The sequence below is a fragment of the Pseudomonas sp. stari2 genome (assembly GCF_040760005.1).
GTDB lineage: Bacteria > Pseudomonadota > Gammaproteobacteria > Pseudomonadales > Pseudomonadaceae > Aquipseudomonas.
The window spans coordinates 3178369-3201979 of record NZ_CP099760.1; the positions used below are offsets into that span (position 1 = coordinate 3178369).

The 23611-nt window shown below is 58.0% G+C and carries 26 protein-coding genes, 3 tRNA genes and 2 pseudogenes; 13 read left to right on the forward strand and 18 right to left on the reverse strand.

Features of this window, described 5'->3' with window-relative positions:
- Positions 1-58: 58 nt before the first annotated feature.
- The gene (locus NH234_RS14280) at positions 59-190 is read right to left on the reverse strand and encodes a hypothetical protein (protein ID WP_256575974.1); all 132 of its coding nucleotides are present in this window, start codon (positions 188-190) and stop codon (positions 59-61) included.
- 184 nt (positions 191-374) lie between these two features.
- On the opposite strand from NH234_RS14280, the gene NH234_RS14285 reads away from it, so the two are divergent.
- The 7 genes from NH234_RS14285 to NH234_RS14315 all read left to right on the forward strand — a co-directional run bounded on the left by NH234_RS14285 (position 375) and on the right by NH234_RS14315 (position 4565).
- Positions 375-839, forward strand: a complete 465-nt coding sequence (locus tag NH234_RS14285; protein ID WP_367253126.1) for an N-acetyltransferase family protein — start codon at positions 375-377, stop codon at positions 837-839.
- Between the two features lie 127 nt (positions 840-966).
- Positions 967-1608 (forward strand): UvrY/SirA/GacA family response regulator transcription factor, encoded by a 642-nt coding sequence (uvrY, locus tag NH234_RS14290; RefSeq protein WP_032829778.1) that lies wholly within the window; start codon positions 967-969, stop codon positions 1606-1608.
- Positions 1609-1610: 2 nt separating this feature from the next.
- A complete protein-coding gene (gene uvrC, locus NH234_RS14295) occupies positions 1611-3434 on the forward strand; it encodes an excinuclease ABC subunit UvrC (protein ID WP_367253129.1) in 1824 nt (607 codons plus the stop codon).
- 32 nt (positions 3435-3466) lie between these two features.
- The gene (gene pgsA / locus NH234_RS14300) at positions 3467-4027 is read left to right on the forward strand and encodes a CDP-diacylglycerol--glycerol-3-phosphate 3-phosphatidyltransferase (protein ID WP_085730785.1); all 561 of its coding nucleotides are present in this window, start codon (positions 3467-3469) and stop codon (positions 4025-4027) included.
- Between the two features lie 60 nt (positions 4028-4087).
- Positions 4088-4163: transfer RNA gene (locus NH234_RS14305), tRNA-Gly, on the forward strand.
- Between the two features lie 47 nt (positions 4164-4210).
- A tRNA-Cys gene (locus NH234_RS14310) sits at positions 4211-4284 on the forward strand.
- Between the two features lie 194 nt (positions 4285-4478).
- Positions 4479-4565 (forward strand) — tRNA-Leu (locus NH234_RS14315).
- A gap of 92 nt (positions 4566-4657) precedes the next feature.
- Here NH234_RS14315 and NH234_RS14320 read toward each other — a convergent pair.
- Positions 4658-5125: pseudogene (locus NH234_RS14320) on the reverse strand (tyrosine-type recombinase/integrase); the annotation flags it as partial.
- Between the two features lie 23 nt (positions 5126-5148).
- Here NH234_RS14320 and NH234_RS14325 point away from each other — a divergent pair.
- Positions 5149-6043, forward strand: a pseudogene (locus tag NH234_RS14325) (IS3 family transposase); the annotation flags it as partial.
- Between the two features lie 204 nt (positions 6044-6247).
- Here NH234_RS14325 and NH234_RS14330 read toward each other — a convergent pair.
- From NH234_RS14330 to NH234_RS14370, 9 genes are all read right to left on the reverse strand, one after another.
- Positions 6248-6478: a hypothetical protein gene (locus NH234_RS14330; RefSeq protein WP_085730787.1), complete on the reverse strand. Its 231-nt coding sequence runs from the start codon at positions 6476-6478 to the stop codon at positions 6248-6250.
- A gap of 120 nt (positions 6479-6598) precedes the next feature.
- On the reverse strand, positions 6599-6829 hold the full coding sequence (locus NH234_RS14335; protein ID WP_085731257.1) for a hypothetical protein: 231 nt from the start codon (positions 6827-6829) through the stop codon (positions 6599-6601).
- Between the two features lie 70 nt (positions 6830-6899).
- On the reverse strand, positions 6900-8537 hold the full coding sequence (locus tag NH234_RS14340; protein WP_367253131.1) for an ABC-F family ATP-binding cassette domain-containing protein: 1638 nt from the start codon (positions 8535-8537) through the stop codon (positions 6900-6902).
- A gap of 143 nt (positions 8538-8680) precedes the next feature.
- Positions 8681-9709, reverse strand: coding sequence for a DNA topoisomerase IB (locus tag NH234_RS14345; protein ID WP_367253133.1), 1029 nt, complete (start codon positions 9707-9709; stop codon positions 8681-8683).
- A 72-nt stretch (positions 9710-9781) separates the two neighbouring features.
- Positions 9782-10861, reverse strand: coding sequence for a molybdenum ABC transporter ATP-binding protein (modC, locus tag NH234_RS14350; RefSeq protein ID WP_367253135.1), 1080 nt, complete (start codon positions 10859-10861; stop codon positions 9782-9784).
- A gap of 3 nt (positions 10862-10864) precedes the next feature.
- Positions 10865-11545 (reverse strand): molybdate ABC transporter permease subunit, encoded by a 681-nt coding sequence (gene modB / locus NH234_RS14355; protein WP_367253137.1) that lies wholly within the window; start codon positions 11543-11545, stop codon positions 10865-10867.
- Positions 11546-12313, reverse strand: coding sequence for a molybdate ABC transporter substrate-binding protein (gene modA / locus NH234_RS14360; protein ID WP_085730792.1), 768 nt, complete (start codon positions 12311-12313; stop codon positions 11546-11548).
- 177 nt (positions 12314-12490) lie between these two features.
- The gene (locus NH234_RS14365; RefSeq protein ID WP_085730793.1) at positions 12491-13552 is read right to left on the reverse strand and encodes a nitronate monooxygenase family protein; all 1062 of its coding nucleotides are present in this window, start codon (positions 13550-13552) and stop codon (positions 12491-12493) included.
- Between the two features lie 108 nt (positions 13553-13660).
- On the reverse strand, positions 13661-16108 hold the full coding sequence (locus NH234_RS14370) for an autotransporter (RefSeq protein WP_367253139.1): 2448 nt from the start codon (positions 16106-16108) through the stop codon (positions 13661-13663).
- 179 nt (positions 16109-16287) lie between these two features.
- Between NH234_RS14370 and NH234_RS14375 the strand changes: the two genes are divergently transcribed.
- Both NH234_RS14375 and NH234_RS14380 read left to right on the forward strand, forming a co-directional pair.
- Entirely contained in the window at positions 16288-17271 is a 984-nt protein-coding gene (locus NH234_RS14375) for an MDR family oxidoreductase (RefSeq protein WP_367253141.1), read from the forward strand.
- A 61-nt stretch (positions 17272-17332) separates the two neighbouring features.
- On the forward strand, positions 17333-17791 hold the full coding sequence (locus NH234_RS14380; protein WP_367253142.1) for a GyrI-like domain-containing protein: 459 nt from the start codon (positions 17333-17335) through the stop codon (positions 17789-17791).
- Here the strand turns inward: NH234_RS14380 and ada are convergent.
- The 5 genes from ada to NH234_RS14405 form a co-directional block, all read right to left on the reverse strand.
- Positions 17788-18855 (reverse strand): bifunctional DNA-binding transcriptional regulator/O6-methylguanine-DNA methyltransferase Ada, encoded by a 1068-nt coding sequence (ada, locus tag NH234_RS14385; protein ID WP_367253143.1) that lies wholly within the window; start codon positions 18853-18855, stop codon positions 17788-17790. The genes NH234_RS14380 and ada overlap by 4 nt on opposite strands.
- Before the next feature lie 88 nt (positions 18856-18943).
- The gene (alkB, locus tag NH234_RS14390) at positions 18944-19606 is read right to left on the reverse strand and encodes a DNA oxidative demethylase AlkB (RefSeq protein ID WP_367253145.1); all 663 of its coding nucleotides are present in this window, start codon (positions 19604-19606) and stop codon (positions 18944-18946) included.
- Positions 19607-19610: 4 nt separating this feature from the next.
- Positions 19611-20318, reverse strand: a complete 708-nt coding sequence (locus NH234_RS14395) for a 2OG-Fe(II) oxygenase (protein ID WP_367257178.1) — start codon at positions 20316-20318, stop codon at positions 19611-19613.
- 98 nt (positions 20319-20416) lie between these two features.
- Entirely contained in the window at positions 20417-20593 is a 177-nt protein-coding gene (locus NH234_RS14400; protein WP_170929563.1) for a hypothetical protein, read from the reverse strand.
- A gap of 28 nt (positions 20594-20621) precedes the next feature.
- Positions 20622-20924 (reverse strand): DUF1883 domain-containing protein, encoded by a 303-nt coding sequence (locus NH234_RS14405; RefSeq protein ID WP_007958929.1) that lies wholly within the window; start codon positions 20922-20924, stop codon positions 20622-20624.
- Positions 20925-21135: 211 nt separating this feature from the next.
- Here NH234_RS14405 and NH234_RS14410 point away from each other — a divergent pair, with 211 nt between their 5' ends.
- Positions 21136-21492: a hypothetical protein gene (locus NH234_RS14410; protein WP_085730800.1), complete on the forward strand. Its 357-nt coding sequence runs from the start codon at positions 21136-21138 to the stop codon at positions 21490-21492.
- Positions 21493-21564: 72 nt separating this feature from the next.
- On the forward strand, positions 21565-21795 hold the full coding sequence (locus NH234_RS14415; RefSeq protein WP_085730801.1) for a hypothetical protein: 231 nt from the start codon (positions 21565-21567) through the stop codon (positions 21793-21795).
- A gap of 3 nt (positions 21796-21798) precedes the next feature.
- On the opposite strand, the gene NH234_RS14420 is transcribed toward NH234_RS14415, so the two are convergent.
- Both NH234_RS14420 and NH234_RS14425 read right to left on the reverse strand, forming a co-directional pair.
- Complete coding sequence (locus NH234_RS14420; RefSeq protein ID WP_085730802.1) at positions 21799-22095, reverse strand: hypothetical protein; 297 nt, start codon at positions 22093-22095, stop codon at positions 21799-21801.
- Positions 22096-22232: 137 nt separating this feature from the next.
- The gene (locus NH234_RS14425; protein ID WP_367253148.1) at positions 22233-22421 is read right to left on the reverse strand and encodes a hypothetical protein; all 189 of its coding nucleotides are present in this window, start codon (positions 22419-22421) and stop codon (positions 22233-22235) included.
- A 247-nt stretch (positions 22422-22668) separates the two neighbouring features.
- On the opposite strand from NH234_RS14425, the gene galU reads away from it, so the two are divergent.
- A complete protein-coding gene (gene galU / locus NH234_RS14430; protein WP_085710029.1) occupies positions 22669-23508 on the forward strand; it encodes a UTP--glucose-1-phosphate uridylyltransferase GalU in 840 nt (279 codons plus the stop codon).
- Positions 23509-23611: the final 103 nt, after the last annotated feature.

The following is a 23611-nucleotide window of genomic DNA, read 5'->3' on the forward strand; positions in this document are numbered from 1 at the left end:
GACCGGGGGGGGAGAATTCTCTGGTAGGCGACCCGTCTATATGGGCGCCGTGTGGGTATCAGGCGCGCCAGTGGCTAAACCAATACCCAAAATAAAAGCTGCTGGCTGGAGCGCAAATGTCGTTCACGCGCGCAGCCGCAACCGAGCGCTGGGCGCTGGTGGCAAGAAGCTGTGCAAGGGCGTTGAACATGATGTGTCTCCGATTAATGCGCCGAGCTTACTAGAGCCCGATGCGCGTCAGCAATCAGAAAATGCTATCGAAGGTACAAGACGTCCTCTATCGGTTGAGCCTTCGGCAAGCTATGACACACTCTGCCGTTTTCAGCGGTTCGAGGTTGAGTCGCGTCGAGGTTGGCATCAGGGGAGGGCAAGGCGTGAAGGTTGTGGATGTGCAAACAAGGTTTCATTTGCGACCGGCGACGCCCGATGACCTGGCGTTTACGCGAGAAATTACCTGCCAGAACATGCTCCGCTATTACATCAGCTACGATCTGCTGTGGCAGGACGAAGCTTTCGATATCGCGTGGGCCGGGCGCGAAAACTGGATGATCGAATGCGATGGCAGGCCAGTAGGCTATTTCAGCCTCAGTCGTGATGCCCGCGCTTTGTACATTCGCGAATTGCAGGTCTGCGGGGGATTTCAGGGACAAGGTGCAGGTTCCTGGGCGATCGATCAGGTTGTTGCAATTGCACACCTTGAGTGTCGCCCGGCATTGCGACTGACAGTGTTCAAGAACAATCCGGCGCAAAACCTGTATCGCAGAAAGGGAATGGTTGTGCAGGGCGAGGACGAGTGTTTCCTGAGGATGCATCTCGAATTCAGTACACGTGTGCTCTGAAACGCACGGCCGGCAAGCCCTGAATGATGAATTGAAACTTTTTATATGCTGCTTGCCGCTAGGTCTGTCTGGCACTTTTTGCTAAGGTGTCCGGCATCCCAATAAGACCATATCGCGAGGTGTCTGCTTGATTAGGGTGCTAGTGGTCGATGACCATGATCTCGTTCGTACGGGCATTACTCGGATGCTGGCCGATATCGATGGCCTGCAAGTGGTTGGCCAGGCCGAGTCCGGGGAAGAATCCCTCATCAAGGCCCGTGAGCTGAAGCCAGACGTGGTGCTGATGGACGTCAAGATGCCTGGCATCGGCGGCCTGGAGGCCACGCGCAAACTGTTGCGCAGCCATCCGGACATCAAGGTGGTTGCAGTCACCGTGTGCGAAGAGGATCCGTTTCCTACCCGATTGCTGCAGGCGGGCGCCGCGGGTTATCTGACCAAGGGGGCCGGATTGCCGGAAATGGTACAGGCCATCCGCCTGGTCTTTGCCGGTCAGCGCTACATCAGTCCGCAAATTGCCCAGCAACTGGCGATCAAGTCCTTCCAGCCAACCAACGATTCTCCGTTCGATGCCTTGTCGGAGCGGGAAATCCAGATTGCCTTGATGATTGTCGGGTGCCAGAAGGTGCAGATCATTTCCGACAAATTGTGCCTGTCGCCAAAAACCGTAAACACCTACCGTTACCGCATTTTCGAGAAGCTTTCGATCAGCAGTGATGTCGAGCTGACGCTTCTGGCAGTTCGTCACGGCATGGTTGATGCCAGCCTCTGACCATGACTGAAACATTCGATTCCGGCGCCTTCCTGTCGACTGTCAGTGGGCGGCCTGGCGTTTACCGCATGTTCGACAGCGATGCGCGTCTGCTGTACGTCGGCAAGGCCAAGAATCTGAAAAAGCGCCTGGCCAGTTACTTTCGGAAAACCGGGCTGGCGCCCAAAACCGCCGCGCTGGTCGGGCGAATCGCCCAGGTCGAAACGACCATTACCGCCAATGAAACAGAAGCCCTGTTGCTTGAGCAAACACTGATCAAGGAGTGGCGGCCGCCGTACAACATCCTGTTGCGCGACGACAAGTCTTATCCGTATGTGTTTCTGTCTGACGGACAATTCCCTCGCCTGAGCATTCATCGCGGTGCCAAGAAGGCCAAGGGCAAGTACTTCGGGCCTTACCCGAGTGCCGGGGCAATCCGCGAAAGCCTCAGCCTTCTGCAAAAGGCATTCTTCGTGCGCCAGTGCGAAGACAGCTACTACAAGAACCGGACGCGTCCGTGCCTGCAGTACCAGATCAAGCGCTGCAAGGCTCCCTGTGTCGGGCTGGTAGAGCCCGAGGTGTACGCCGAAGACGTGCGGCACTCGGTGATGTTCCTCGAGGGGCGCAGTCATGCACTGACTAATGAACTGTCCACGGCGATGGAAGAGGCTGCAATCAACCTTGAGTTCGAACGTGCTGCCGAGCTTCGCGATCAGATTGCATTGCTACGTCGGGTCCAGGATCAGCAGAGCATGGAAGGCGGGACTGGCGATATCGATGTGATCGCAGCCTTTGTCAACCCCGGAGGCGCCTGCGTGCATTTGATCAGCGTGCGGGGAGGGCGGGTTCTGGGCAGCAAGAACTTTTTCCCGCAGGTCGGGATCGAGGAAGATGTTGCCGAAGTCATGGCTGCGTTTCTTGGCCAGTATTTCATCAGCAGCCCCGAGCGGGATTTGCCAAGTGAACTGATCGTCAACGTCGTTCATGAAGACTTTCCCACATTGATCGAAGCGATTCAGGAACTGCGCGGGCGCGAACTGTCCATCAGTCATCGGGTTCGCGGTACGAGGGCGCGCTGGCAACAGCTGGCCGTGACCAATGCCGAACAGGCGCTGGGTGCGAGGCTAGCAAACCGCCAGCACGTTGCGGCCCGTTTCGAGGCGTTGGCCGAGGTGTTGAAGCTGGACGAGCCACCGCAGCGCCTGGAGTGCTACGACATCAGCCATTCCAGCGGCGAAGCGACCGTTGCGTCCTGTGTTGTGTTCGGGCCGGAAGGGGCAATCAAATCGGATTACCGCCGATACAACATTGAAGGCGTGACGGCGGGTGATGATTATGCCGCCATGCACCAGGCGTTGACCCGGCGCTTCAGCAAGCTGAAGGACGGTGAGGGCAAGTTGCCGGACATTCTGTTGGTGGACGGCGGCAAAGGGCAGTTGTCGATGGCGCGTGATGTGCTCAACGAACTGGCTGTGCCGGACCTGATCCTGCTGGGCGTTGCAAAAGGCGCGACGCGCAAGGCAGGGTTCGAGACTTTGTATCTGAATGATGCCGCGCATGAATTCACGTTGCGTGGCGACTCACCTGCGTTGCACCTGATTCAGCAGATTCGTGATGAAGCTCACCGCTTTGCAATCACCGGACACCGTGCGCGTCGTGGCAAAACCCGTCGTACATCAACGCTGGAAGGCGTGGCGGGCGTAGGTCCGACCCGTCGCAGGGACTTGCTGAAACATTTTGGTGGATTGCAGGAGCTGTCTCGTGCAAGCATCGAAGAGATCGCCAAAGCACCGGGGATCAGCAAAAAGCTAGCAGAGTCGATTTATGCAAACCTGCATAGTGAGTAGAATGCCCATTCACCTCGTAGCCAGTTGTGCCGATGAATATCCCTAATCTGATTACCGTTCTCCGTGTCCTGCTCATCCCGATCTTCATTTTGCTGTTCTATCTGCCTTACCAGTGGAGTTATCTGGCCTCAAGTTCGGTCTTTGCCTTCGCGGCGGCAACGGACTGGCTGGATGGCTATCTGGCGCGACGACTGGAGCAAAGCACTCCGTTTGGAGCGTTTCTGGATCCTGTCGCTGACAAACTGATGGTTGCTGTTGCACTGGTGTTGCTGGTGCAAGAACACGGCAATCTGTGGCTCACGTTGCCGGCGGCCGTCATCATCGGTCGCGAGATCGTCGTTTCGGCGTTGCGTGAGTGGATGGCCGAACTTGGTGCGCGGGCTCATGTGGCTGTATCGAACCTGGGCAAATGGAAAACCGCTGCGCAAATGCTTGCACTGGTGATCCTTCTGGCTAACCCCAAGGTTTTCAGCTTCTGGGTTTTCATCGGTTACACGTTGCTGATGGTTTCTGCAGGCCTGACCTTGTGGTCGATGGTTCAATACCTTCGGGCTGCCTGGCCGCATCTGAAGACCGATGTTGAAAAGAAATAAAACTTTTTTGAATCAAAGGGTTGACGGCGCTTCTGATTTCTATAGAATGCGCCACACCAAGCGGGAATAGCTCAGTTGGTAGAGCACGACCTTGCCAAGGTCGGGGTCGCGAGTTCGAGTCTCGTTTCCCGCTCCAAGTTTGTACAGCGTTTGTTGTTGCGCTACTGACAACAAAAGCTTTGAGGCCGAGTAGCAAAATGGTTATGCAGCGGATTGCAAATCCGCCTACGCCGGTTCGATTCCGACCTCGGCCTCCACTATAAATAAGCTCCGTAGATCCATGATTTACGGAGCTTTTTTTATTGCATTGTGCTGAAAGATTTAGTCTTTAAAAACGCCTTTGCCAACTTGCTTCACAGGGGAGTGATGTATATATTTCCCCCTCTGCTGTACGGGCACCAATCTGTCAGGATTGTGAACCGGCATCAGGGCAACGCAGTACCGCGCTACCGCCCGAATGGCGAAACTGGTAGACGCATGGGACTTAAAATCCCCCGCTCGTAAGGGCGTGCCGGTTCGATTCCGGCTTCGGGCACCATAAATATCAAGGGCTTGCATGACATACCTCATGCAAGCCCTTAGTTCTTTTTTCGCAATCAAAAAATTTTTTCCGCAATTCGTGACTGTCAGTCAATTCGTAGGGGTAACCTTCATCTCCTTGCCCATTCGAATGTACTGTTCTGTCATCCCAACGGTTGTATGCCCTGGCTGGTCCCGAGCTTCTCGGATGCTCCCTGTTGACTCCTCCTTATCCGTCGCCGCTTTTGCTCTTAGGTCGTGCATCTGAAATTCTGCTTTTGGAATTCCGGCTGCTTCCCTGGCGTCATCAAACGGCTTTCTGAGCATGTTGGTCGTCATTGGCTGCCCAGAGTCGGTAACTACCAGACGTGTTGATCTGATTTTGTGTCCAGCCTTTCGTGTCATGATTCGATCGATTACGACTTTGAGCTCACCAATGATCTCGATCCTTCGTTTAGCCCCAGTCTTGCCTTGCTGAACGGAGAGCTTTCTGTCTTTTATATCTCGCTCATCCATTTTCAATGTGTCTGCGATCCTCTGGCCTGTTAGGTAGAACAGGTCCAAAGCGTCCCTCAATGGGTGTGGGGGTGATCATCTCATTAGGCTACCGCGCTCTTGATGTCGGAAGAGCACGAGCGCACACGCTGATTGATCAGTTGAGCGCCTGAGAGCCGGTCGATTGGTTTTGCGCAGTCTTTGATGTCACGCGCTCGTGCTACTACGCCCACCGCCTCAGACGCAGAACTCCGGATGTTGAACGGCTTCGGTTGCGCAGTCGGGTCAATGAACTGTTTACGCAAAGTCGAAGCGCCGCCGGTAGCCGCAGCATCGTGTCGATAATGCGGTAAGGCGGCGAGAAAATCGGGCGGTTCAAGGTGCGTGGTCTGATGCGGGAACTGGCGTTAGTCAGCAAACAACCGGGATCGCATGCCTATAAACAAGCGACGGTTGAGCGACCTGATATTCCGAACATCTTGAATCGAGAGTTTGATGTGCCAGCACCCAATCAGGTCTGGTGTGGCGATATCACCTACATCTGGGCTCAAGGGAAATGGCATTATCTGGCGGTCGTCCTGGATCTCTACGCGCGCCGAATTGTAGGCTGGGCGCTGTCGAACAAACCAGATACGGATCTGGTGGTCAAGGCGCTGGATATGGCTTATGAGCGAGGGAGGCCTCAAGGGCTAATGTTTCACTCGGATCAGGGCTCGCAATATGGCAGCCGTCAGTTTCGCCAACGGCTCTGGCGTTACCGCATGCGCCAGAGCATGAGCCGTCGTGGAACTATTGGGATAATGCGCCGATGGAGCGCGTGTTTCGCAGTTTGAAAACTGAATGGATACCGACCGTGGGCTACATGACGGCTCACGAAGCGCACCGAGACATCAGCCATTACCTGATGCATCGGTACAACTGGATGCGGCCTCATCAATTCAACGGTGGGCTGGCGCCAGCTAGGCCGAGAAAAAACTTAACGTCGTGTCCGGGATTAGTTGACCACTACAGTATTGTGGCAGCTGCGGCATCTGACGCGATTGAGTTCGGGGCTGGAGCTGAGATTGTTGCCCTAGTGACCACAGCCCAGGTGTCCGTCGAATTTGAGATGAATGACCATGAGACGCCTCCTTGGTGACGTGCAAAGGGTTTGACCTCTCACCGCCAAGGACGTTCTTTTATGCAAGCTTTGCACAAGTCAGCGGATCACCTGAAGCGTGGCAGCGGCCGGTCTACAGGTTTGAGCGATGACAGGGTGCTGCGAATCAGCGGAGCATCTTTTTCGATGTCGTTCAAACGATCGCGAATGCGCAGGGCGGTCGGGTGCCCGCCTTGATGATCGACCCAGTCGGCGATCTCTTTACAGGCCGCCGCGAGGCGCGCCTCCCGGGCATCGAGCAAGGTGAGGAGAGTGGTGATGGACTCTCTTTCGGACATGGAACACCTCCGTTCAACAAACCGCTCTGTGGCAGCAAAAAGCCCGCGAAGCGCGAGCTCTCTGCCGTTGGGGCGCTGCTCCTTCAGCTGATTTGAGTATAGACCCGTAAATGACAGCTATCAGCCCGAAGACTCGCTGGCCGTCACCCGCGAGCTGGCGGCATTCAGTCGCTGGCATTCTCGCCGGGCATCCTCTTCCAGATCGTAGCCATCTCCGATGAAACCGCCGGTTCGCGTGTCATTGATGCGATACCAACTGATGGCCTCGGCGGGTTCGTGGAGACTTTCTCCTGCGCGGCGACCGTGAATGATGATCTTGTTGCAACACTTCACGACGAATATGTCTTCCATGGCGCACCGCAGCTGATTCATATCAGATCAACTATAGAAGCCCTGACAAATCGTGCAAAAAATAGTCAGGTCAGTTCGTCGGTTGAAGTATCCACCCCGAACGATGCCAGTTCAGAGAGTGAGTCGGTTGCAGCGCCTTGAGGAAGTCCTGGTCGTGCGAAACGGCAACTATTGCCCCTGGAAATGTCTGCAAGGCTCGCTCGAAAGCTTCCACCGAGGGTATGTCCAGATGATTGGTCGGTTCGTCCAGCAACAGCAACTGCGCGGGGTCTGCTCTCCACAATGCCAGCGCCAGTGCGGCTTTCAGACGTTCGCCACCGCTCAATGAAGCGCAACATCCTGTGGCGCGACGAGCATCCAGTTGCAGGTGAGCGAGGTTGCTGCGCAGCGTGCCTTCGTCCACGGTCACCCCCTGCATCATCAACTGTTCGATGATCGAGCGCGGATCGTCCAGTTGAGCCAATTGTTGATCAAGAAACGCGAATGACACGTGAGTCGCGGCGACCCCGTCGACAGGCGCCAGTTGGCCGGCGAGCACCTTCAGCAGGGTTGATTTCCCGCACCCGTTGGGGCCGCTGATAGCGATTCGCATCGGCCCATGGATCGTCAAGCTCAGGCGGCTCGTCGCCGCTTCGTGCGGCAGCCACGGCAGCCTGGCTTCAATTAGCGTGCAGACCTGGCGGTTGCTCGGCACGGTGCTTCCGGGCAAGTTGACCAGCACGCTGTCTTCTGGCTGCACCTTGGCGAAGGCCTCCCGAACCCGGGAATCGAGCTCGGCCTTGCGTGCCTGATGACTCTGTCGGACATGCCCCATGATTTCCCGGGCGGCGCCTTTGATCGCAACATATTCGAAACTGGCAATGTTGGCGGTCTCGGCTTTGCGTCGGGAGTTGGATGCGTGGCGTTGTATCGCGTCGTGTTCGTGCCGCAACCGCCCGCGTTCGCGCTGGCGTTCGCTTCGGGCTTGATCAAGGCGTGCTTGTGCCGCCGCTTGATGGATCCGCTGATGCTCACGGAATGCCGAGTAATTGCCTCCGAAGTCATTTGCCACAGCTCCATTGAGTTCGATAATCCGTTGCATGCCATCGAGCAATTGGCGGTCATGGCTGACAACGATCAGCCCGCTGTTCCATCGTTCCAGTGCGGTCATCAGCCATCGCCTCCCACCTTTGTCCAGGTGATTGGTCGGCTCATCAAGGATCAGCAACGGTGCCTGGCTCAAAAAGGCGCCAATCAGCGCGATACGGGCTTGCTGGCCTTCACTCAGTTTTTCGGTCAAGTCAGAGGGCTCAACGCCGCTCAGCCCGGCCTCATCGAGAAATCGCGCCAAGCGATCAGGCAAATCCCATTGTTCGCCAATGAGGTCGAAATCTTCGGCCGATCCGTTACCTTGATTCAATCGATCCAGTGCCTGAAGAATGGCTGCACTGCCCGTGGTCTCTGCGACTGTCTGGCCTCGCACCGAGACACGGTTTTGCGCCACATAAGTTGTCGCCACCGTGCGGGTCACAGTTCCTTCAGTTGGCTGCAAATGCCCGGCAATCAAACGCGCCAATACGCTTTTGCCGACACCATTGCGTCCGACGATGGCGGTTGGCGTTTGATTGAACTTCAAATTGAGTGCATCGAAAATCGTCTCGCCATCGGCGAACTGGAAACCCAGCTGATTCAGGGATACGAGGGCAGGCGTACGCGAGACGTGAGTCATCGGCACCTCCAAAAAATGTCGGGAACACTGACAAGCGCCTTTGAAGGCGTGTCGCGATTACATTTTTGAAGGCTTAGTTGTTCACTTCTGCGGTCGTCCTTGGGAGGGGAAGCTCGTTAGTCTAGTCGAGACCTCCGACGGCTTCAAGCCATGTCAGACATGCGCTCAAGGAATAACGCCAGGGCCACTTCCTCCTTGCGCAGACCTTTGCGGATCCTCGGCTTTGGCAGATCCGCCAGCGCGCCCAGCATGAAATGCTCCACCACGGCCGGGTGGATATAGCATTTGCGGCACACTGCTGGCGTATTGCCCAGTTGTCGCGCTACACCTTTGACCATCTCCACCACATGCCGCTTGGCTTCGGCTTCCGATTCCCATTGCAACTCCCGCAGCACCGACAGGGCGAGGGCGCTGCCAGCCCAGGTCCGGTAGTCCTTGGCGGTGAAGTCCGCGCCGGTCAGGGTTTGCAGGTAAGAGTTGACGTCGGAGGAACTGACGGTGTGCCGCTCACCGTGTTCATCCACGTACTGGAACAGGTTCTGCCCCGGGATTTCCAGGCAGCGCTTGATAATCCGCGCCAGGCGCCGGTCTTTCACGGTGATTTGATGCTCGATACCGCTCTTTCCGCGAAACTGGAACAGGATCGCGCTGCCATTGATCTCGACATGCCGATTGCGCAGAGTAGTCAGCCCATAGGATTTATTGTCTCGTGCGTATTGAGTATTGCCGACGCGGATCAGCGTGGCATCAAGCAAAGTAATCACCGTGGCCATGACTTTGTCGCGGCTGAACCCCGGTGCGTCCAGCAGCACTTCCAGTTGTTTGCGCAGCTTCGGCAGCGCCATGCCGAACTCGCGCAGTCGCGAGTATTTGTCGGCATCGCGGACTTCGCGCCAGCGTGGGTGATAGCGGTATTGTTTGCGCCCGCGAGCATCGCGGCCGGTGGCTTGCAGATGGCCGCGAGAGTCCGCGCAGATCCACACATCGGTGTAGGCCGGCGGCACAGCCAACGCATTGATGCGTTTGATTTCGTCAGGATCGCGGATGCGCTGGCCAGTTGCGTCGAAGTAGCAGAACTTGCCGCGCAGCTTTTTGCGGGTGAGTCCCGGCTGGGTGTCATCGACGTAATGCAGGTTCGAAGGCAACACATCGGTCAGCGCTGTATCGGGCATGGCGGGGTTCCTGGGCGGCAATCGGGCTGTTACAGCGATTGACCGCATGCCATGGCAGTCGTGCCGACCGATTTAAGCCAGCACCGCGACGGCCTTGATCTGCGCCCATAATTGTTGACCGGCATGCACGCCCAACTGGTCCCGCGAATACCGGGTGATTCTTGCCAGCAGCGGCGTACCACCCGCATCGAGGCGAATCAGCACATGAGCGGCATTGTCGGCGGGCATTTCGCTGACCACCGTTACCGGCAGTCGATTGAGGATGCTGCTCTGCTCGGTGTTTTGCAGGGTCAGGCTGATATCGCGAGCCTGCACTTTGCAGCGCAGCGTCTGACCAATCTCCATGGGGGAGTGAGTCACGCGAATGCTCAACTTCGTGCTGGGCAATTGCAGGCATAGCAATTGGTAGTGGTGATCGTAGGAAATGACCTGGCCCTCAATCACCACACCTGCGTCATCGCCCATTGCCAGTGGCAAATCGAGGCGCGCCAGGGTTTCACCAATCGGACCACTCGCCAGCGCTTTGCCGTCGTCGAGCAGTACCAGATGATCGGCCAGGCGCGCGACTTCGTCCTGGGCGTGACTGACATACAGAACCGGGATATCGAGTTCGTCGTGAAGCCGTTGCAGGTAAGGCAGGATTTCGCTTTTACGTTGACTGTCGAGGGCCGCGAGCGGCTCGTCCATCAGCAACAGTTTCGGACTGGTCAAAAGCGCCCGGGCGATGCCGACGCGCTGTCGCTCTCCGCCGGACAGATGCTGCGGATTACGCTCGAGCAAATGGCCGATTCCCAACAGTTCAGTGGCTTGCGCCATGTCGACCCGGCGCTGATTCCTGGCAATCCGCTTGAGTCCGAATTGCAGGTTGGCCAGCACCGAGAGGTGCGGAAACAGGCTCGCTTCCTGAAAAACATAGCCGAGTGCACGTTTATGTGGCGGGACAAAGACGCCTTTCTCGCTGTCCTGCCAGATTTCGTCGTTGATTTGCACAAAGGCGTGCGAAGCCCGTTCAAGTCCGGCAATGCAACGCAGGCAGGTGGTCTTGCCGGAACCCGATTGCCCGAACAACGCGGTCACGCCGCGACCGGGCAAGTGCAGGTCGACATCCAGGCCGAAGCCGGGGTAAGCGAGTTTCAAGCGTGCTTCAATCATCGATCAACCCCAGCCTGCGCGCGACTTGCGGCTGGAATAGAGCGCCAGCAACACCAAAAACGAAAACACCAGCATCGCACCGGCAAGCCAATGCGCTTGTGAGTATTCCATGGCTTCGACGTGGTCGTAGATTTGTACCGAGACCACCCGGGTCTTGTCGGGAATGTTGCCGCCGATCATCAGTACAACGCCGAACTCACCGACGGTATGGGCGAAACCCAGGATCGCCGCCGTAATGAAGCCGGGACGTGCGAGCGGCAGGATGACGCTGAAAAAAGTGTCCCAGGGATTGGCGCGCAATGTCGCGGCCACTTCCAGTGGGCGAGTGCCGATGGCGGAGAAGGCGTTTTGCAACGGCTGCACCACAAAGGGCATGGAATAGAGCACCGAACCGATCACCAGCCCGGTGAAACTGAACGTAAGCGTACCGAGCCCAAGCCATTGGGTGAAATGACCCAGAAAGCCATTGGGGCCTAGCGCGAGCAACAGATAAAAGCCGATAACGGTCGGCGGCAACACTAGGGGCAGGGCGACAATCGCCCCGATGGGGCCGCGCAACCAGGATTGGCTGCGCGACAACCACAGGGCAATTGGAGTACCAATCACCAGCAGGATCGCGGTGGTCAGGGACGCCAGTTTCAGGGTCAGCCAGATCGCCGCGAAATCGGCACTCGTCAGCGACATTTACAGCTGATAACCGTAGGACTTGATGACCGCAGCGGCTTTCGGGCCTTTGAGGTAATCAACCAGCGCCTTGGCCGCCGCGTTGTCCTTGCCTTTGTTCAGGATGACAGCGTCCTGTTTGATCGGGTCGTGCATGCTCGCCGGAACGATCCATGCCGAGCCGCTGCTGACTTTGCCGTCCTTGTAGATCTGCGAGAGGGCAACGAAGCCCAGCTCAGCGTTGCCGGTGGAAACGAACTGGTAGGCCTGGGTGATGTTCTGGCCTTCGACGATCTTGGCTTTGGTTGCATCAGTCAGTTTCAGCTTTTCCAGCACCTGGGTGGCAGCCAGGCCATAAGGTGCAGTTTTCGGGTTGGCGATGGACAGGTGTTGGTACTCGTTTTTCTTCAGAGCGTCGCCTTTGGCGTCGACGTAACCTTCTTTGGCCGACCACAGCGCCAGGGTGCCGATGGCGTAGGTGAAGCGCGAACCTTTGACGGCGTCGCCTTCTTTTTCCAGTTTTTCAGGGGTGGTGTCGTCGGCCGAGAGGAACACTTCAAATGGCGCGCCGTTTTTGATCTGGGTGTAGAACTGCCCGGTGGCACCGTAGGCTGCAACCAGTTTGTGCCCGGTGTCTTTTTCGAAATCGGCGGCGATTGCCTGGATCGGTCCGGTGAAGTTGGCCGCGACGGCAACTTGCACTTCATCCGCCTGAACAGCACCGACGGCGAATACCGCCAGCAGGGAGGCCAGGCAGGTAGGGGCAAAACGTGAGGCACGAATGGTCATGTAACGGCTCCGTTGTTGGCAAGTGCAGTGGGCAGTTATTGTTGGAAGGGTAGACTGCGCCGATGCGAGGGGTGAATCGCTATATAGTTGAATATATAGCGAAATGCCGCTAAACGGAAAGACCTGGTTTCAGGCGGGCAGGTGAGGGGATGAAATCCTTCACCCATGCCTCATGTATTACCGGGTCAGTTTCGCCAGCGCACCCTCGGCCAGTTGCCGAGTCAGTTCAGCGCTGCTCAACTCCTTGCCCAGCGTAAACGCCTGACCAGCCCAGAGGTTGCTGAAATCAGCCTCATCCTTGGCGCGCAACGGCATCAGAGCTCCGCCAGCCAACGGAAACGCTGGCGCTTTGTCCGACATCGGTCCCACTTCACGCATCACTCGATTCAGAATCCCCCGTGCCGGGCGCCCGGTGAACAGGTTGGTGATAGCGGTTTCACTGTCCTTCGCGGTGCGCAGCGCCTTGTGATGAGAAGCGCTGACTTTGGCCTCCGGTGTAAACAGATAAGCCGTGCCGACCTGAGCAGCAGATGCACCGAGCATGAATGCCGCTGCAACGCCTCGTGCATCGGCGATCGCACCGGCAGCAATCACGGGCACTTTGACCGCGTCGACGATTTGCGGAACGAGCGCAAAGGTTCCCACCTGGCTGCTCAGGTCATCGCTGAGGAACATGCCCCGATGCCCTCCGGCCTCGTAGCCCATGGCGATGATTGCGTCGCAACCGTTCTGTTCCAGCCAGACGGCTTCGTCGACGTTGGTTGCCGAGGACAGGATTTTCGCCCCGGTGGCCTTGACCCGGTCCAGCAGGGATTTTTCCGGCAGGCCAAAGTGGAAACTCACCACCTCAGGACGAAAATCTTCAAGTACTTCGCAAGCGGCTGCATCAAAAGGTGCGCGGTTGGATACCGGCGTCGGTGCATCGAAGTCAGCACCCAGTTCGCGGTAGTAGGGTTCCAGCAGATTCTTCCAGTCCCGTGCCCGCTGTTCATCGGCGGCCGGTGGCTGGTGGCAGAAGAAATTGACGTTGAACGGTTTGTCAGTGCCCTGACGGATGGCCTTCAGTTCTTCGCGTAATTGCTCGATGCTCAGCATCGCCGCCGGCATCGAACCCAAGCCGCCCGCGTTGCACACCGCAATGACCATTGACGAGTTGGTGGCACCGGCCATAGGGCCCTGGATAATCGGCAGTTCGATGCCGAGCAGGTCAAGAATGCGCGTATCTGGCCATTGGTTCATGGAAAAGACTCCGAAGGACAAAGCAGGGCAGAGAAGCTGAAGCCGGTTTTTTTACCAGCAAAACCGGGTGCAGGGCCAGCCGAGATTTGTAGCCGAGCGGGATTCGGATCAGCGTCGATGAAATCCACCACCGCCCCCTCCACCGAATGAATGGTTCATGAACTGCGAAGAGTTGTGGAAGTTGTTCAGTCGCTGGTTACCCACATTGCGCGCCGCAGAATCGCGGTTGAGGTTCTGTAACTGAGCATTGTTGTTGGCCGGTGCGCGGGCTTCTCCGCCCTTGACCATCGACTGCCAGCCGTCATCGGTCTTCTTGTAGACGTTGCCGTCGTGGCCGGCATACACGTTGTCGCCAACTCGTGCGGCGCCGCTGTTACGCCCGTGAATCCCTCCGTACTGCGTGGTGTTGCCGGTGTTCGGGTTGTAGACGGCGCCACGATTGGCAGTGACCTGAGTGCCATTACGGGCATTGCCCGCTGTTACCCGCCCCCCGGCAATCGCACCGCCGTTGGGCCCCACCACTTCACCGCTGCGACCGGCCGCATAGTTGCCGGTGTAGACATTGTGTACCGCGCCACGCTGACCTGCGGTCGCAATCCCGGTCCGTGAGTTGTAGGAGGAGCCGACCTGACCGGCCCAGCGGTTGCCGGTCCAGGCGTTGTAACCTGCGCCATAGCGGCTGACGGTCGCCCGATCACCCCATTGCCGGTAAATGTTGCCGGTCGTGCCGGCCCACCCGCCCGGGCCCCATGCGACGGCGCCGCCGTGATAACCGTAGGCTGCGCCGCCCCAGGCCAATGGCGCCGGATACAAGTGTGGTCCCCACGCGTAGCCCCAACCGTAATTACCCCACCATGGATAGGCGCCCCAGCCCCAGCCCATGGCGGCAGTGCTGCCGCCCCAGCTCCAGCCGAACCCGAAGCCGAACGTCCAGCCAGTCCACGGCGTATAGCGGATGGCGACGCCAAAGCCGTAAGTCACCGGCGGCCCGTACCAGACACTGCCGATCCATGGTGTGTACGGATAGCCGGTACCGTAAACCACAACACCGGTCGCCGGATCCAGCGTCGATCCCTGATAGCCCGGCGTGTAGCCGACGACGACCGTGTCGCCACTGGACTCATAGACTTTGACGTAAGTGAGGTAGTGCATCGGTGAGTTCGGTGGTATCGAATAGATCACCGCCGGCACCGAACTGGCCACGGTCCAGGGACCACCGACTGCCGTGGCAACGAACCAGATGCCATTCTCCACGGCGTACCAACTGTTGTTGTCGATCCGGATGATCGGCGTGGCGCTGTTGATCACATATTGAAGCGGGGTCCCACTGATGGCTTTGAGTTGAGGCTCGCCGTCGAATTGTGGTGCAGTCATTTTTACCGCGCTTTTCTTGATCGCCGACGTCTGCGGGATGCTGGCGGCAATGGCCGCCTCCTTGGCCTGGGGCGTCCCGGCGACCGAGGCTTTGACGTTTTCCTTCGGACTGTCGTCGGGAATGTTGGCGAAGTCTGCCGGCAGCTTGTCCGCCGGGGTAAATGTCCACGGGCCGTTCATGTCACCGGCGCGGAACCAGCGGCCGGATATCAGCACATAACTGTTTTGATCGCCGATTTCCTTGAAGATGTGCCCGGTCGTGTTGCTGACGTACAGCAGTTGCGTGCCCTGGATCGGCAGCCACTGCGGCGCACCGTCAGTGACGATCAGCTCGGTCGGGGTCGTGGCCACGAAGATCTTCGGCTGCGGCGGTTTGGCCAGGCTCGGTACTTTGTCCTTCGGGTCGCTTTGCCCGGTGAGCAGATCTACCTGCCGGCTCTCGATCGCCGCTTTCTTGGCTTTTTCCAGATTCGTCGCAGGTGATGAGAGTAGGGTGTAGGGCCCCGTCAATTGATCGGCAACCATCCAGCCATCGAACACATGCAGATAATGTTTGCCTTGGGCGTCCTTGAGCAGCAGAGGGCGAGTGTTGATCACCCGTTGCAATTCGGTGCCGTTGACCGGACGAAACACGGCATCACCGTCGATATAGACCAGCATGGCCGGCACATCCGAGCTGAGGATGGTCGGCGGCGCGTTTTCCAGTGGCGCCGTGTCGACTTTCTGCTCGGCGGCCAGTACACCGACGGCGGCCTCCAGTTGATCGAGTGAAATGGTTTTCTTGCGCTTGGCCGCATCGTTTTGCAGTGTCGTGATCCACGTCTCTGCCTGGCTTGCATTGGCAGGGAAATCCGCCTTGATGATTTTGTACTGGTCGAGCATGACCCAGCGGGTGGCTTTGTCGACCAGTGTGTGAGCGCTGAACTGGACGATGCCGTAAGTCGACTTGTCGTCGGCGCCGGTGGCCTCGACGGCGGCGCGAGCCTGCAAGGTGTAGCCGTCCCAGTTGTCGAGCTGCGGCTGATACACGGTGAGTTTTGACTTGCCGCTGGTGATGACTTGCGGCCATGTCGGCTCAACGGCAGCCGCTTCTGCTGTCTTGGCGGCAGGCGCCGCCCAAGCGGTATTGAATGCCAACAGACAGAGCATCAGCCATGCAAAAAAAGGGCGGGCGCGGGACATTGTCAGCTCCATCGACAAAGGCTTCTCGGGGATAACTGGAAGCAGTCGAAAAAGCATAGTCGTCCGATCTGGAATCACCCGCCGGTTTCAGCGATTGGCGGAAAGTCGAGTGGGGCAAAATGTTGCGATGTGGTATTTGAATGCCACGAGACCCTGAATTCATTTCCTGAGAGGCAATCATGTTCAACGGCATTCTGATCGACAAAGACGACAGCGGTTATCGCGCCAGCCTGCAGAAAATCGACGAGCAGCAGTTGCCCGACGGCGATGTGGCTGTTCGCGTCGCGTACAGCACGCTGAACTTCAAGGACGGGCTGGCGATTACCGGCAGCAGCCCGGTGGTGCGCAAGTTTCCGATGGTGCCGGGGATCGATCTGGCCGGTACGGTCGAGGTCAGTTCGCATCCCGACTATAAGGCTGGCGACCAGGTGTTGCTCAACGGCTGGGGCGTGGGTGAAAACCACTGGGGCGGCCTGGCTCAAAAGGCCCGACTCAACGGCGACTGGCTGATTCCGCTACCCGAGGCGTTTTCCGCCGCACAAGCCATGGCCATCGGCACGGCGGGCTACACGGCGATGCTGTGCATCATGGCGCTCGAGCGAAATGGCGTGACGCCAGAACAGGGCGAAGTGCTGGTTACCGGCGCCAATGGCGGGGTTGGCAGCTTTGCAATCGCCTTGTTGCACAAGCTGGGCTATCGCGTGGTGGCGTCCACCGGGCGGGTGTCGGAGCATGAGTATCTGCAGCAGTTGGGCGCCAGCGAAATCATGGATCGCGCGACCTTGTCCGAACCCGGCAAGCCACTGGCGAAGGAACGTTGGGCGGCGGTCATTGATTCGGTCGGCAGCCACACATTGGCCAACGCCTGTGCCAGCACCCGCGCTGAAGGCACCGTCGCGGCGTGTGGTCTGGCTCAGGGCATGGATTTCCCGGCGTCGGTGGCCCCGTTCATCTTGCGTGGTGTGACGCTGGCTGGAGTCAACAGCGTAACTCAGCCCAAGGCGCGTCGAATCGAGGCCTGGAAGCGTCTGGCCAAGGATCTGGATTTCGCCTTGTTGCCCCTGATCAGTCACGAAATCGACCTCAGCGAGGCGATCGAAGCTGCTCCGAAATTGCTCGCCGGACAGTTGCGCGGACGGGTTGTCGTGGACGTCAATCGCTGACACATTAAGCGCCATCGCGGACCTGCCGGGTCGCACTTCAAAAAAAGGGAGTGGCACTTCGATGGATCTACAACAACAGCACGTTGAGTCGTTCACGGTTTCAGGCTTGCGTGTTCGAACCACCAACGCCGCAGAACACAAGGCCGAGACCGCGAAAATCGGCCCGATGTGGAGGCAGTTTTTCAGCAAGAACCTGGCGGATGCCATTCCTGGCAAGCTGAGCGAGTCACCGATTTACGGGGTGTACTCGGCTTATGAATCGGATGCTTCGGGTGCGTTCGATGTGACGGCGGGTGTTGCGGTTGCCAATCCGCAGACTGAATTCGAAACCCTTCGGATCGAAAGCGGCGAGTATCTGGTGTTCCAGGGACAGGGCGCATTGCCCGATGCGGTCATTGCCACTTGGGGCCGGATCTGGAAACACTTCGAAGCCAATCCGCAGATTCAGCGGCGTTACGCCACTGACTTCGAGGCCTACCTTGGCCCCGAATCAGTGGCGATTTACATCGGCATCCGCTAAGGCTGCGTTTCCCGGGACAACAGCTCACGCTTGCGCTCCACGCCCCAGCGATAGCCGGAAAGGTTGCCGTCGCTGCGGACCACGCGGTGGCAAGGGATCGCCACTGCGAGGCTGTTGGCGCCGCAAGCCTGGGCCACCGCACGTACAGCTTTTGGCGAGCCGATGCGCTGGGCGATGTCGGCGTAACTGGCGGTGCTGCCAACCGGTATTTCGCGCAGCGCCTGCCAGACCCGCTCCTGAAACGCTGTGCCCCGCACATCCAGTGGCAGATCAAGACCGATTGCCGGCGTTTCAATGAAGCCGACGACATGGGCAATCAGTTGCTCGAACCCGGCGTCGGCACCAATCAGGTTGGCGCGGCGAAACTGATCCTGCAGGTCGCAGACCAGTTGATGGGGATCGTCCCCCAACAGAATCGCGCAGATCCCCCGGGCACTCTGTGCCACCAGAATCGCGCCGAGCGAACATTGACCGACCGCAAAACGAATGTCGTTGTTCTGCCCCGCCGCCCGGAAGTCGCCGGGTTTCATCCCCAACAACTGATCAGCGGCTTCATAGAAGCGGCTGTTGGAGTTGAAGCCGGCGTCGTACAGCGCATCGGTCACCGAGTCGCCACCCGCCAATCGTTGGCGCACTCTGCGCGAGCGGTGAGCGGCGGCGTACCCTTTGGGCGTCAGGCCGGTGGCGGCTTTGAATACCCGATGGAAATGGAAGGGACTCAAGCCTGCTGCGTCCGCCAGCTCGTTGAGCGCTGGCAGGGTTTCGGCGGTTTCGATCTGCCGGCATGCAGCGGCTACGGTCGCGGCATGTTGCGCGGCCACGTCGCTCTGATCCTTGCTCGCCCGTTTGCTGGGGCGATAACCCGCTGCCTCGGCCTCTTCGGCTGTGTCGAAGAACTCGACATTCTGCGGTTTAGGCAGGCGCGCCAGACTGCTCGGACGGCAATAGATGCCAGTGGTTTTCACGGCGTAGACAAATTGACCGTCCGCCCGTGGATCGCGGGCGACAACGGCGGACCAGCGTGGATCATCTTCAATGTTCAGCGGGGGCGAAAGCGTTTTCATGATGGAGAGTCCGTTGACCTGTTGAATTTCAGGTTAACCAGTGCCGCCAACCGTAACACTCCGGCCCTTGCGGTCAAACTTTGCACGGTCATCCGGCGGTGCGAAACGTCAGATTGAAACGCTGTTCGCCCAGTTGCGGATGCCGGCCGTATTTGATCGGCAGGACGCCGTGGTAGCGCAGCCGATCAACGCCGCCCCAGATCACCATGTCGCCGTGCAGCAGCGAAATGCGCTGAGTTTTATCGTTGCGGGCGAAACCTCCGAACAGGAACATGGCGGGCAATCCCAATGACAGGGACACGATAGGTGCGGTGTAGGAATGTTCGTCCTTGTCTTGATGCAAAGACATTTTCGCGCCGGGGACATAACGGTTGATCAGGCAGGAGTCCGGTACGAAGTCGAAAAAGCCGACTTCCTTCGCTGCCGCTTGTGCCAAATCGCGAAACACTTCGGGCATTTCCGGCCAGGGCAGATGGCTGAGCGGGTCCTCGGCTGAATAGCGGTAACCGCTGCGGTCGGTGATCCAGCCAAGTGCTCCGCAACTGCTGGTGGCCACTGACATGCTGAACCCGCCGGGCGTCATCATGTGTCGTAACGGGGCACGTTCGATGATCCATTTCAGAGCCGGCAACAATTGCTCGATTCGGGGCAGGGCAAAGCCGCGCAGCACCCAGGATTGTTCGCCGATCTGTTCAGCGCGTCGGGGCTGCTCGGATTCGGTGTCGGCGAACAGATCGAAGTTGGTGTGCATGATGTCAGGTAGCGTCGTGAAAAATGATGCCCAGAGTATGCCGTTTTCCGCTGTGCAGGCGGCTGACGCCGTGGCGCATGGTGACCCGATAGTCGCCGCGTACACCTTTTACCGGACGTTGGTTGACGGCAAAGATCAGCGCGTCGCCTTTCTTCAGGTCCATCACCAGTGGGCGAGACTGCATTCTCGGGCGTTGTTCGGTCAGGACGAACTCACCGCCGCTGAAGTCCTCGCCAGGTTCTGACAGAAGAATCGCTACCTGCAGCGGGAAGACGTGTTCGCCGTACAGGTCCTGATGCAGACAGTTGTAATCCTGTGGGCCGTATTGCAGCAAGAGCGGGGTAGGCCGCAGTTGACCGGCGGCATGACAACGCGCAAGAAACTCGCTGTGCAGGGCTGGAAAACGTTGTGGCAAGCCCATTCGTTCATGCCAGCGGTTGGCCAGGTGAACAAGGCGTGGATAAAGCGCACTGCGCAGGCGTTCAACCAATGGAGGAAGCGGGTAGCGCAGATACTTGTATTCGCCGCGACCGAAACCGTGGCGGGCCATGATCACCTGTGAGCGGAACGGTTCGCTTTGCGGGTACAGCGCACTCAGACGATCACAGGTTTGTGGTCGCAACAGCGAACGGATGATGGCGCAACCATCCTGATCCAGCTGTTGTTCCAGTGCGACCCAGTCGAGCGCGTCGAGGGGGGAGTCGGGTGACATCGGCATACTGATTCCTTGGCTTGCGTCGAGGTGATCAGTCTAGGCAGCCCGCCAGGCCGGAACACTCCGGCGCTTGCGGTCGAATGGTCACCCGCGTCTTACAACGCCTTGCTGACGCTGATGTCGCTGATCACGTCTTCGCTCTGGCCGTGCAGGGCATCCAGCACAGCCTTGGCCTCTTCCGGCGTGCCGTTTTCCAGCTGGGCGAATTCGAAGCGGCGTTCGCCGTTCAGTTTGTACTTGATGACGTATTTGGTCGTTTGGGCCACGGTCATGCTTACCTGATTGCGTTGAGGGAGCCGATCAGCTGAGTTTCGAGCTGGAGCGGCGAATGATCTTGATCGAGTGCGTCAGGGTCGGCTTGCGGGTCACGCTGATTGCACGACGGTTGACGGTGTCGATGGTGATGTTCCAGAACCCGGTGCTCGGCGCAGTAATGCGGGCCGGGAAGGTGTCGAATGCGCCGCCGTGATAGGTGTGACGGCCGCCGTTCTTGAAGCTGCGGAAGTTGGCGTCGTTCATCAGACGGATGTTGCAGGTTTGTGAGCACTGGATGACGACAATGTCGTCTTCGTTGAGGTGCTCGCGCTGGTGAATAAATTTCATGGGCGCCTCCAGAAGGGCTTTTTCTACAAAATCAAAACGATAGCAGGATCGATTGGCGCAGTTTATCAGCCCGGACAGGTTATTATCCGGCCGTCGGGCGCTGCTTTGACAATTAAAAACAGTTATTCGCGATTTCATGTGCGTTAAATGCAATGAGCCTCGGAGAAAAACGGCATTCATGCTGTCCGAGGGTCTTTATAGGAGATTCTGTATGAAGTGGGGTGTGGTCTTTGTGCCGTTGGCATTGGCGATGGGTGGTTGTGCAAGCGTTTCGGAAATCAATGAAACGTTGCCGACCATGAACGTCATTTCCGGCAAGAAACCCCACGAGTACGCACAGTGTCTGGCCGACAAACTGGCCCAAAGCCGCGGGGCCCTGCAAATGGAACCGCACAAGGACGGGGTTCGGGTGATCGTGCCTGGGAAGTTGTCGTCCGGCCCAGCGGCAGTGTTTGACATTGAGGACCGCTCCGGCGGCAGCAGCATCAAATTGCACGAGCGCATGTCCAACGTGCCGATACGTCCAAGGGATGTGCGCAATGCCGCCACGGTGTGCATTTCCGGCTGATAAACTATCAGTCATCGGTATAGATGCCGTCCAGGTCACGCTTGGGCGGCATTGTCATTTCTGGAGATGTGCATGAAGCGAGAACAGGTGCGCGAGCGCCATAAAGAGGGGCTGATCGCGGCCACCCATGTGATTCAGAACCCGGCGAATTCGGGGGAATGGATCGTGTTTTTCAAGAAGAGCGCCGGGCGCAGTTACTTTCTGGTGGATGAAAACGACGAAGTTGAATCGTTTGCCCGCCTAGATGACCTGATCGAGGTCGTTCGTGGGCTGGGGATCAAGTTCGCCGAAATTCACATGTAAAGCTTACTTGCAGACCACCACGACACTACGGTTCTTGTAGTTGCCGACATCGATACCCAGCGTTTTTTCGCTTTCCTTGGGCGCTGGTGTGCCATCAGTTCCGACGATGCGATAGCCGGTGCCAGCGCAGGAGGCGTCTGCCTTCTCGTAGCAGGTGGCCCAGGAATTGGCCTCGCCAGAGCAGTCGATGCTCAACCCTTGTTCGCCGTTGTCCAGGTAAGTGGGCTGAGAGGTGGCGCAACCGCCCAGGGCCAGTAGCGCAATCAGTGGCAGCATGCTGTGCAATATATGGGTGTTCATGGCGATGTCGTCTTCAGAAGGAGAGGGCTAGACGCTCTGACAGCGCCGGCATGAAAAGGTTATAGCGATTAGCCATATCTTCACGTGTTTGAAAAAGGCCCTGCGCAATGGCAGGGCCCTGGATACGTTGCGGTTGATCAGTCCTGATCCTTGCCGCGACGCTTCGGTGCAGGAGGCGTGTAATCAAGCACCGCGGCTACCTCAATCGCCATCGCTTCAGTGGGCAATGGAGCGGACACATCTTCGCCGTTGGTAGCGGTGATATGCCACTGGCCATCTTTCGCCTTGGCGACGGTGTACCCGTTGATGATTTTTGCTGCGGACATCTAGCGGCCTCGTTGGCTGGTTCAAAGGCGTCATGATAACGGGAAACCGGCGAACGGGCGCGGGTCGATGCGGTGTTTCTTAATCATTGGGCTAAGCTGAATGCGCAGCTTCTGCGTACGGATTGAACTATCCGCCAGAATATTTCTCTATGTTGACATCGGTTAGCCAGTGCGGGGCATTGTAAGGTGCACGCCGCCTGATTAGACTGCGCCGAAACTCGTACACACAGCCCTTTCAAGGACTTATATGATCAAGAAATGCTTGTTCCCAGCAGCCGGTTACGGTACTCGCTTCCTTCCAGCGACTAAAGCCATGCCCAAAGAAATGCTGCCGGTGGTAAACAAGCCACTGATCCAGTACGGCGTCGAAGAAGCTCTGGATGCTGGTCTGACTGAGATCTCCATCGTGACCGGCCGTGGCAAGCGTGCCCTGGAAGACCACTTCGACATCAGCTATGAGCTGGAAAACCAGATCAAGGGCACCGACAAAGAGAAATACCTGGTCGGTATCCGCAAGCTGTTGGACGAGTGCTCGTTCTCCTACACCCGTCAGACTGAAATGAAAGGCCTGGGTCATGCGATCCTGACCGGTCGTCCGCTGATCGGCGATGAACCGTTTGCCGTGGTGCTGGCGGACGACCTGTGCGTCAACCTCGAAGGCGACGGCGTACTGACCCAGATGGTCAAGCTGTACAAGCAGTTCCGCTGCTCGATCATTGCCATTCAGGAAGTCGATCCGGCAGAAACCAGCAAGTATGGCGTCATTGCTGGCGAGATGATCCGCGACGACATCTACCGCGTACACAGCATGGTCGAGAAGCCAAAGCCGGAAGACGCGCCGTCCAACCTGGCGATCATCGGCCGTTACATCCTGACTCCGGATATCTTCGACCTGATTGAACAGACCGAGCCAGGCAAGGGTGGCGAAATCCAGATTACCGACGCCCTGATGAAGCAGGCCCAGAACGGCTGCGTGATGGCCTACAAGTTCAAGGGCAAGCGTTTCGACTGCGGCGGTGCCGAGGGTTACATCGAGGCAACCAACTTCTGCTTCGAAAACTTCTACAAGACTGGCAAGGCCTACTGATAGCGCCTGACCTGCCTGTACGAAAAAGCCACCTTCGGGTGGCTTTTTCATTTTCCGCCCCTATATCGGCAGGAGTGCTTGCCCAAAGGACGACGGCAGGTAT

Coding starts and splice junctions, on each gene's coding strand:
- NH234_RS14380 (WP_367253142.1), top strand. CDS start 17,333: ATGGATCTACAACAACAGCACGTTGAGTCGTTCACGGTTTCAGGCTTG.
- galU (WP_085710029.1), top strand. CDS start 22,669: ATGATCAAGAAATGCTTGTTCCCAGCAGCCGGTTACGGTACTCGCTTC.
- alkB (WP_367253145.1), bottom strand. CDS start 19,606: ATGCACACCAACTTCGATCTGTTCGCCGACACCGAATCCGAGCAGCCC.
- NH234_RS14405 (WP_007958929.1), bottom strand. CDS start 20,924: ATGAAATTTATTCACCAGCGCGAGCACCTCAACGAAGACGACATTGTC.
- modB (WP_367253137.1), bottom strand. CDS start 11,545: ATGTCGCTGACGAGTGCCGATTTCGCGGCGATCTGGCTGACCCTGAAA.
- uvrC (WP_367253129.1), top strand. CDS start 1,611: ATGACTGAAACATTCGATTCCGGCGCCTTCCTGTCGACTGTCAGTGGG.
- NH234_RS14415 (WP_085730801.1), top strand. CDS start 21,565: ATGAAGCGAGAACAGGTGCGCGAGCGCCATAAAGAGGGGCTGATCGCG.
- NH234_RS14370 (WP_367253139.1), bottom strand. CDS start 16,108: ATGTCCCGCGCCCGCCCTTTTTTTGCATGGCTGATGCTCTGTCTGTTG.
- NH234_RS14335 (WP_085731257.1), bottom strand. CDS start 6,829: ATGGAAGACATATTCGTCGTGAAGTGTTGCAACAAGATCATCATTCAC.
- NH234_RS14410 (WP_085730800.1), top strand. CDS start 21,136: ATGAAGTGGGGTGTGGTCTTTGTGCCGTTGGCATTGGCGATGGGTGGT.
- ada (WP_367253143.1), bottom strand. CDS start 18,855: ATGAAAACGCTTTCGCCCCCGCTGAACATTGAAGATGATCCACGCTGG.
- NH234_RS14330 (WP_085730787.1), bottom strand. CDS start 6,478: ATGTCCGAAAGAGAGTCCATCACCACTCTCCTCACCTTGCTCGATGCC.
- NH234_RS14400 (WP_170929563.1), bottom strand. CDS start 20,593: ATGACCGTGGCCCAAACGACCAAATACGTCATCAAGTACAAACTGAAC.
- NH234_RS14395 (WP_367257178.1), bottom strand. CDS start 20,318: ATGTCACCCGACTCCCCCCTCGACGCGCTCGACTGGGTCGCACTGGAA.
- pgsA (WP_085730785.1), top strand. CDS start 3,467: ATGAATATCCCTAATCTGATTACCGTTCTCCGTGTCCTGCTCATCCCG.
- modA (WP_085730792.1), bottom strand. CDS start 12,313: ATGACCATTCGTGCCTCACGTTTTGCCCCTACCTGCCTGGCCTCCCTG.
- NH234_RS14280 (WP_256575974.1), bottom strand. CDS start 190: ATGTTCAACGCCCTTGCACAGCTTCTTGCCACCAGCGCCCAGCGCTCG.
- NH234_RS14375 (WP_367253141.1), top strand. CDS start 16,288: ATGTTCAACGGCATTCTGATCGACAAAGACGACAGCGGTTATCGCGCC.
- NH234_RS14425 (WP_367253148.1), bottom strand. CDS start 22,421: ATGTCCGCAGCAAAAATCATCAACGGGTACACCGTCGCCAAGGCGAAA.
- NH234_RS14365 (WP_085730793.1), bottom strand. CDS start 13,552: ATGAACCAATGGCCAGATACGCGCATTCTTGACCTGCTCGGCATCGAA.
- NH234_RS14420 (WP_085730802.1), bottom strand. CDS start 22,095: ATGAACACCCATATATTGCACAGCATGCTGCCACTGATTGCGCTACTG.
- modC (WP_367253135.1), bottom strand. CDS start 10,861: ATGATTGAAGCACGCTTGAAACTCGCTTACCCCGGCTTCGGCCTGGAT.
- NH234_RS14345 (WP_367253133.1), bottom strand. CDS start 9,709: ATGCCCGATACAGCGCTGACCGATGTGTTGCCTTCGAACCTGCATTAC.
- NH234_RS14340 (WP_367253131.1), bottom strand. CDS start 8,537: ATGACTCACGTCTCGCGTACGCCTGCCCTCGTATCCCTGAATCAGCTG.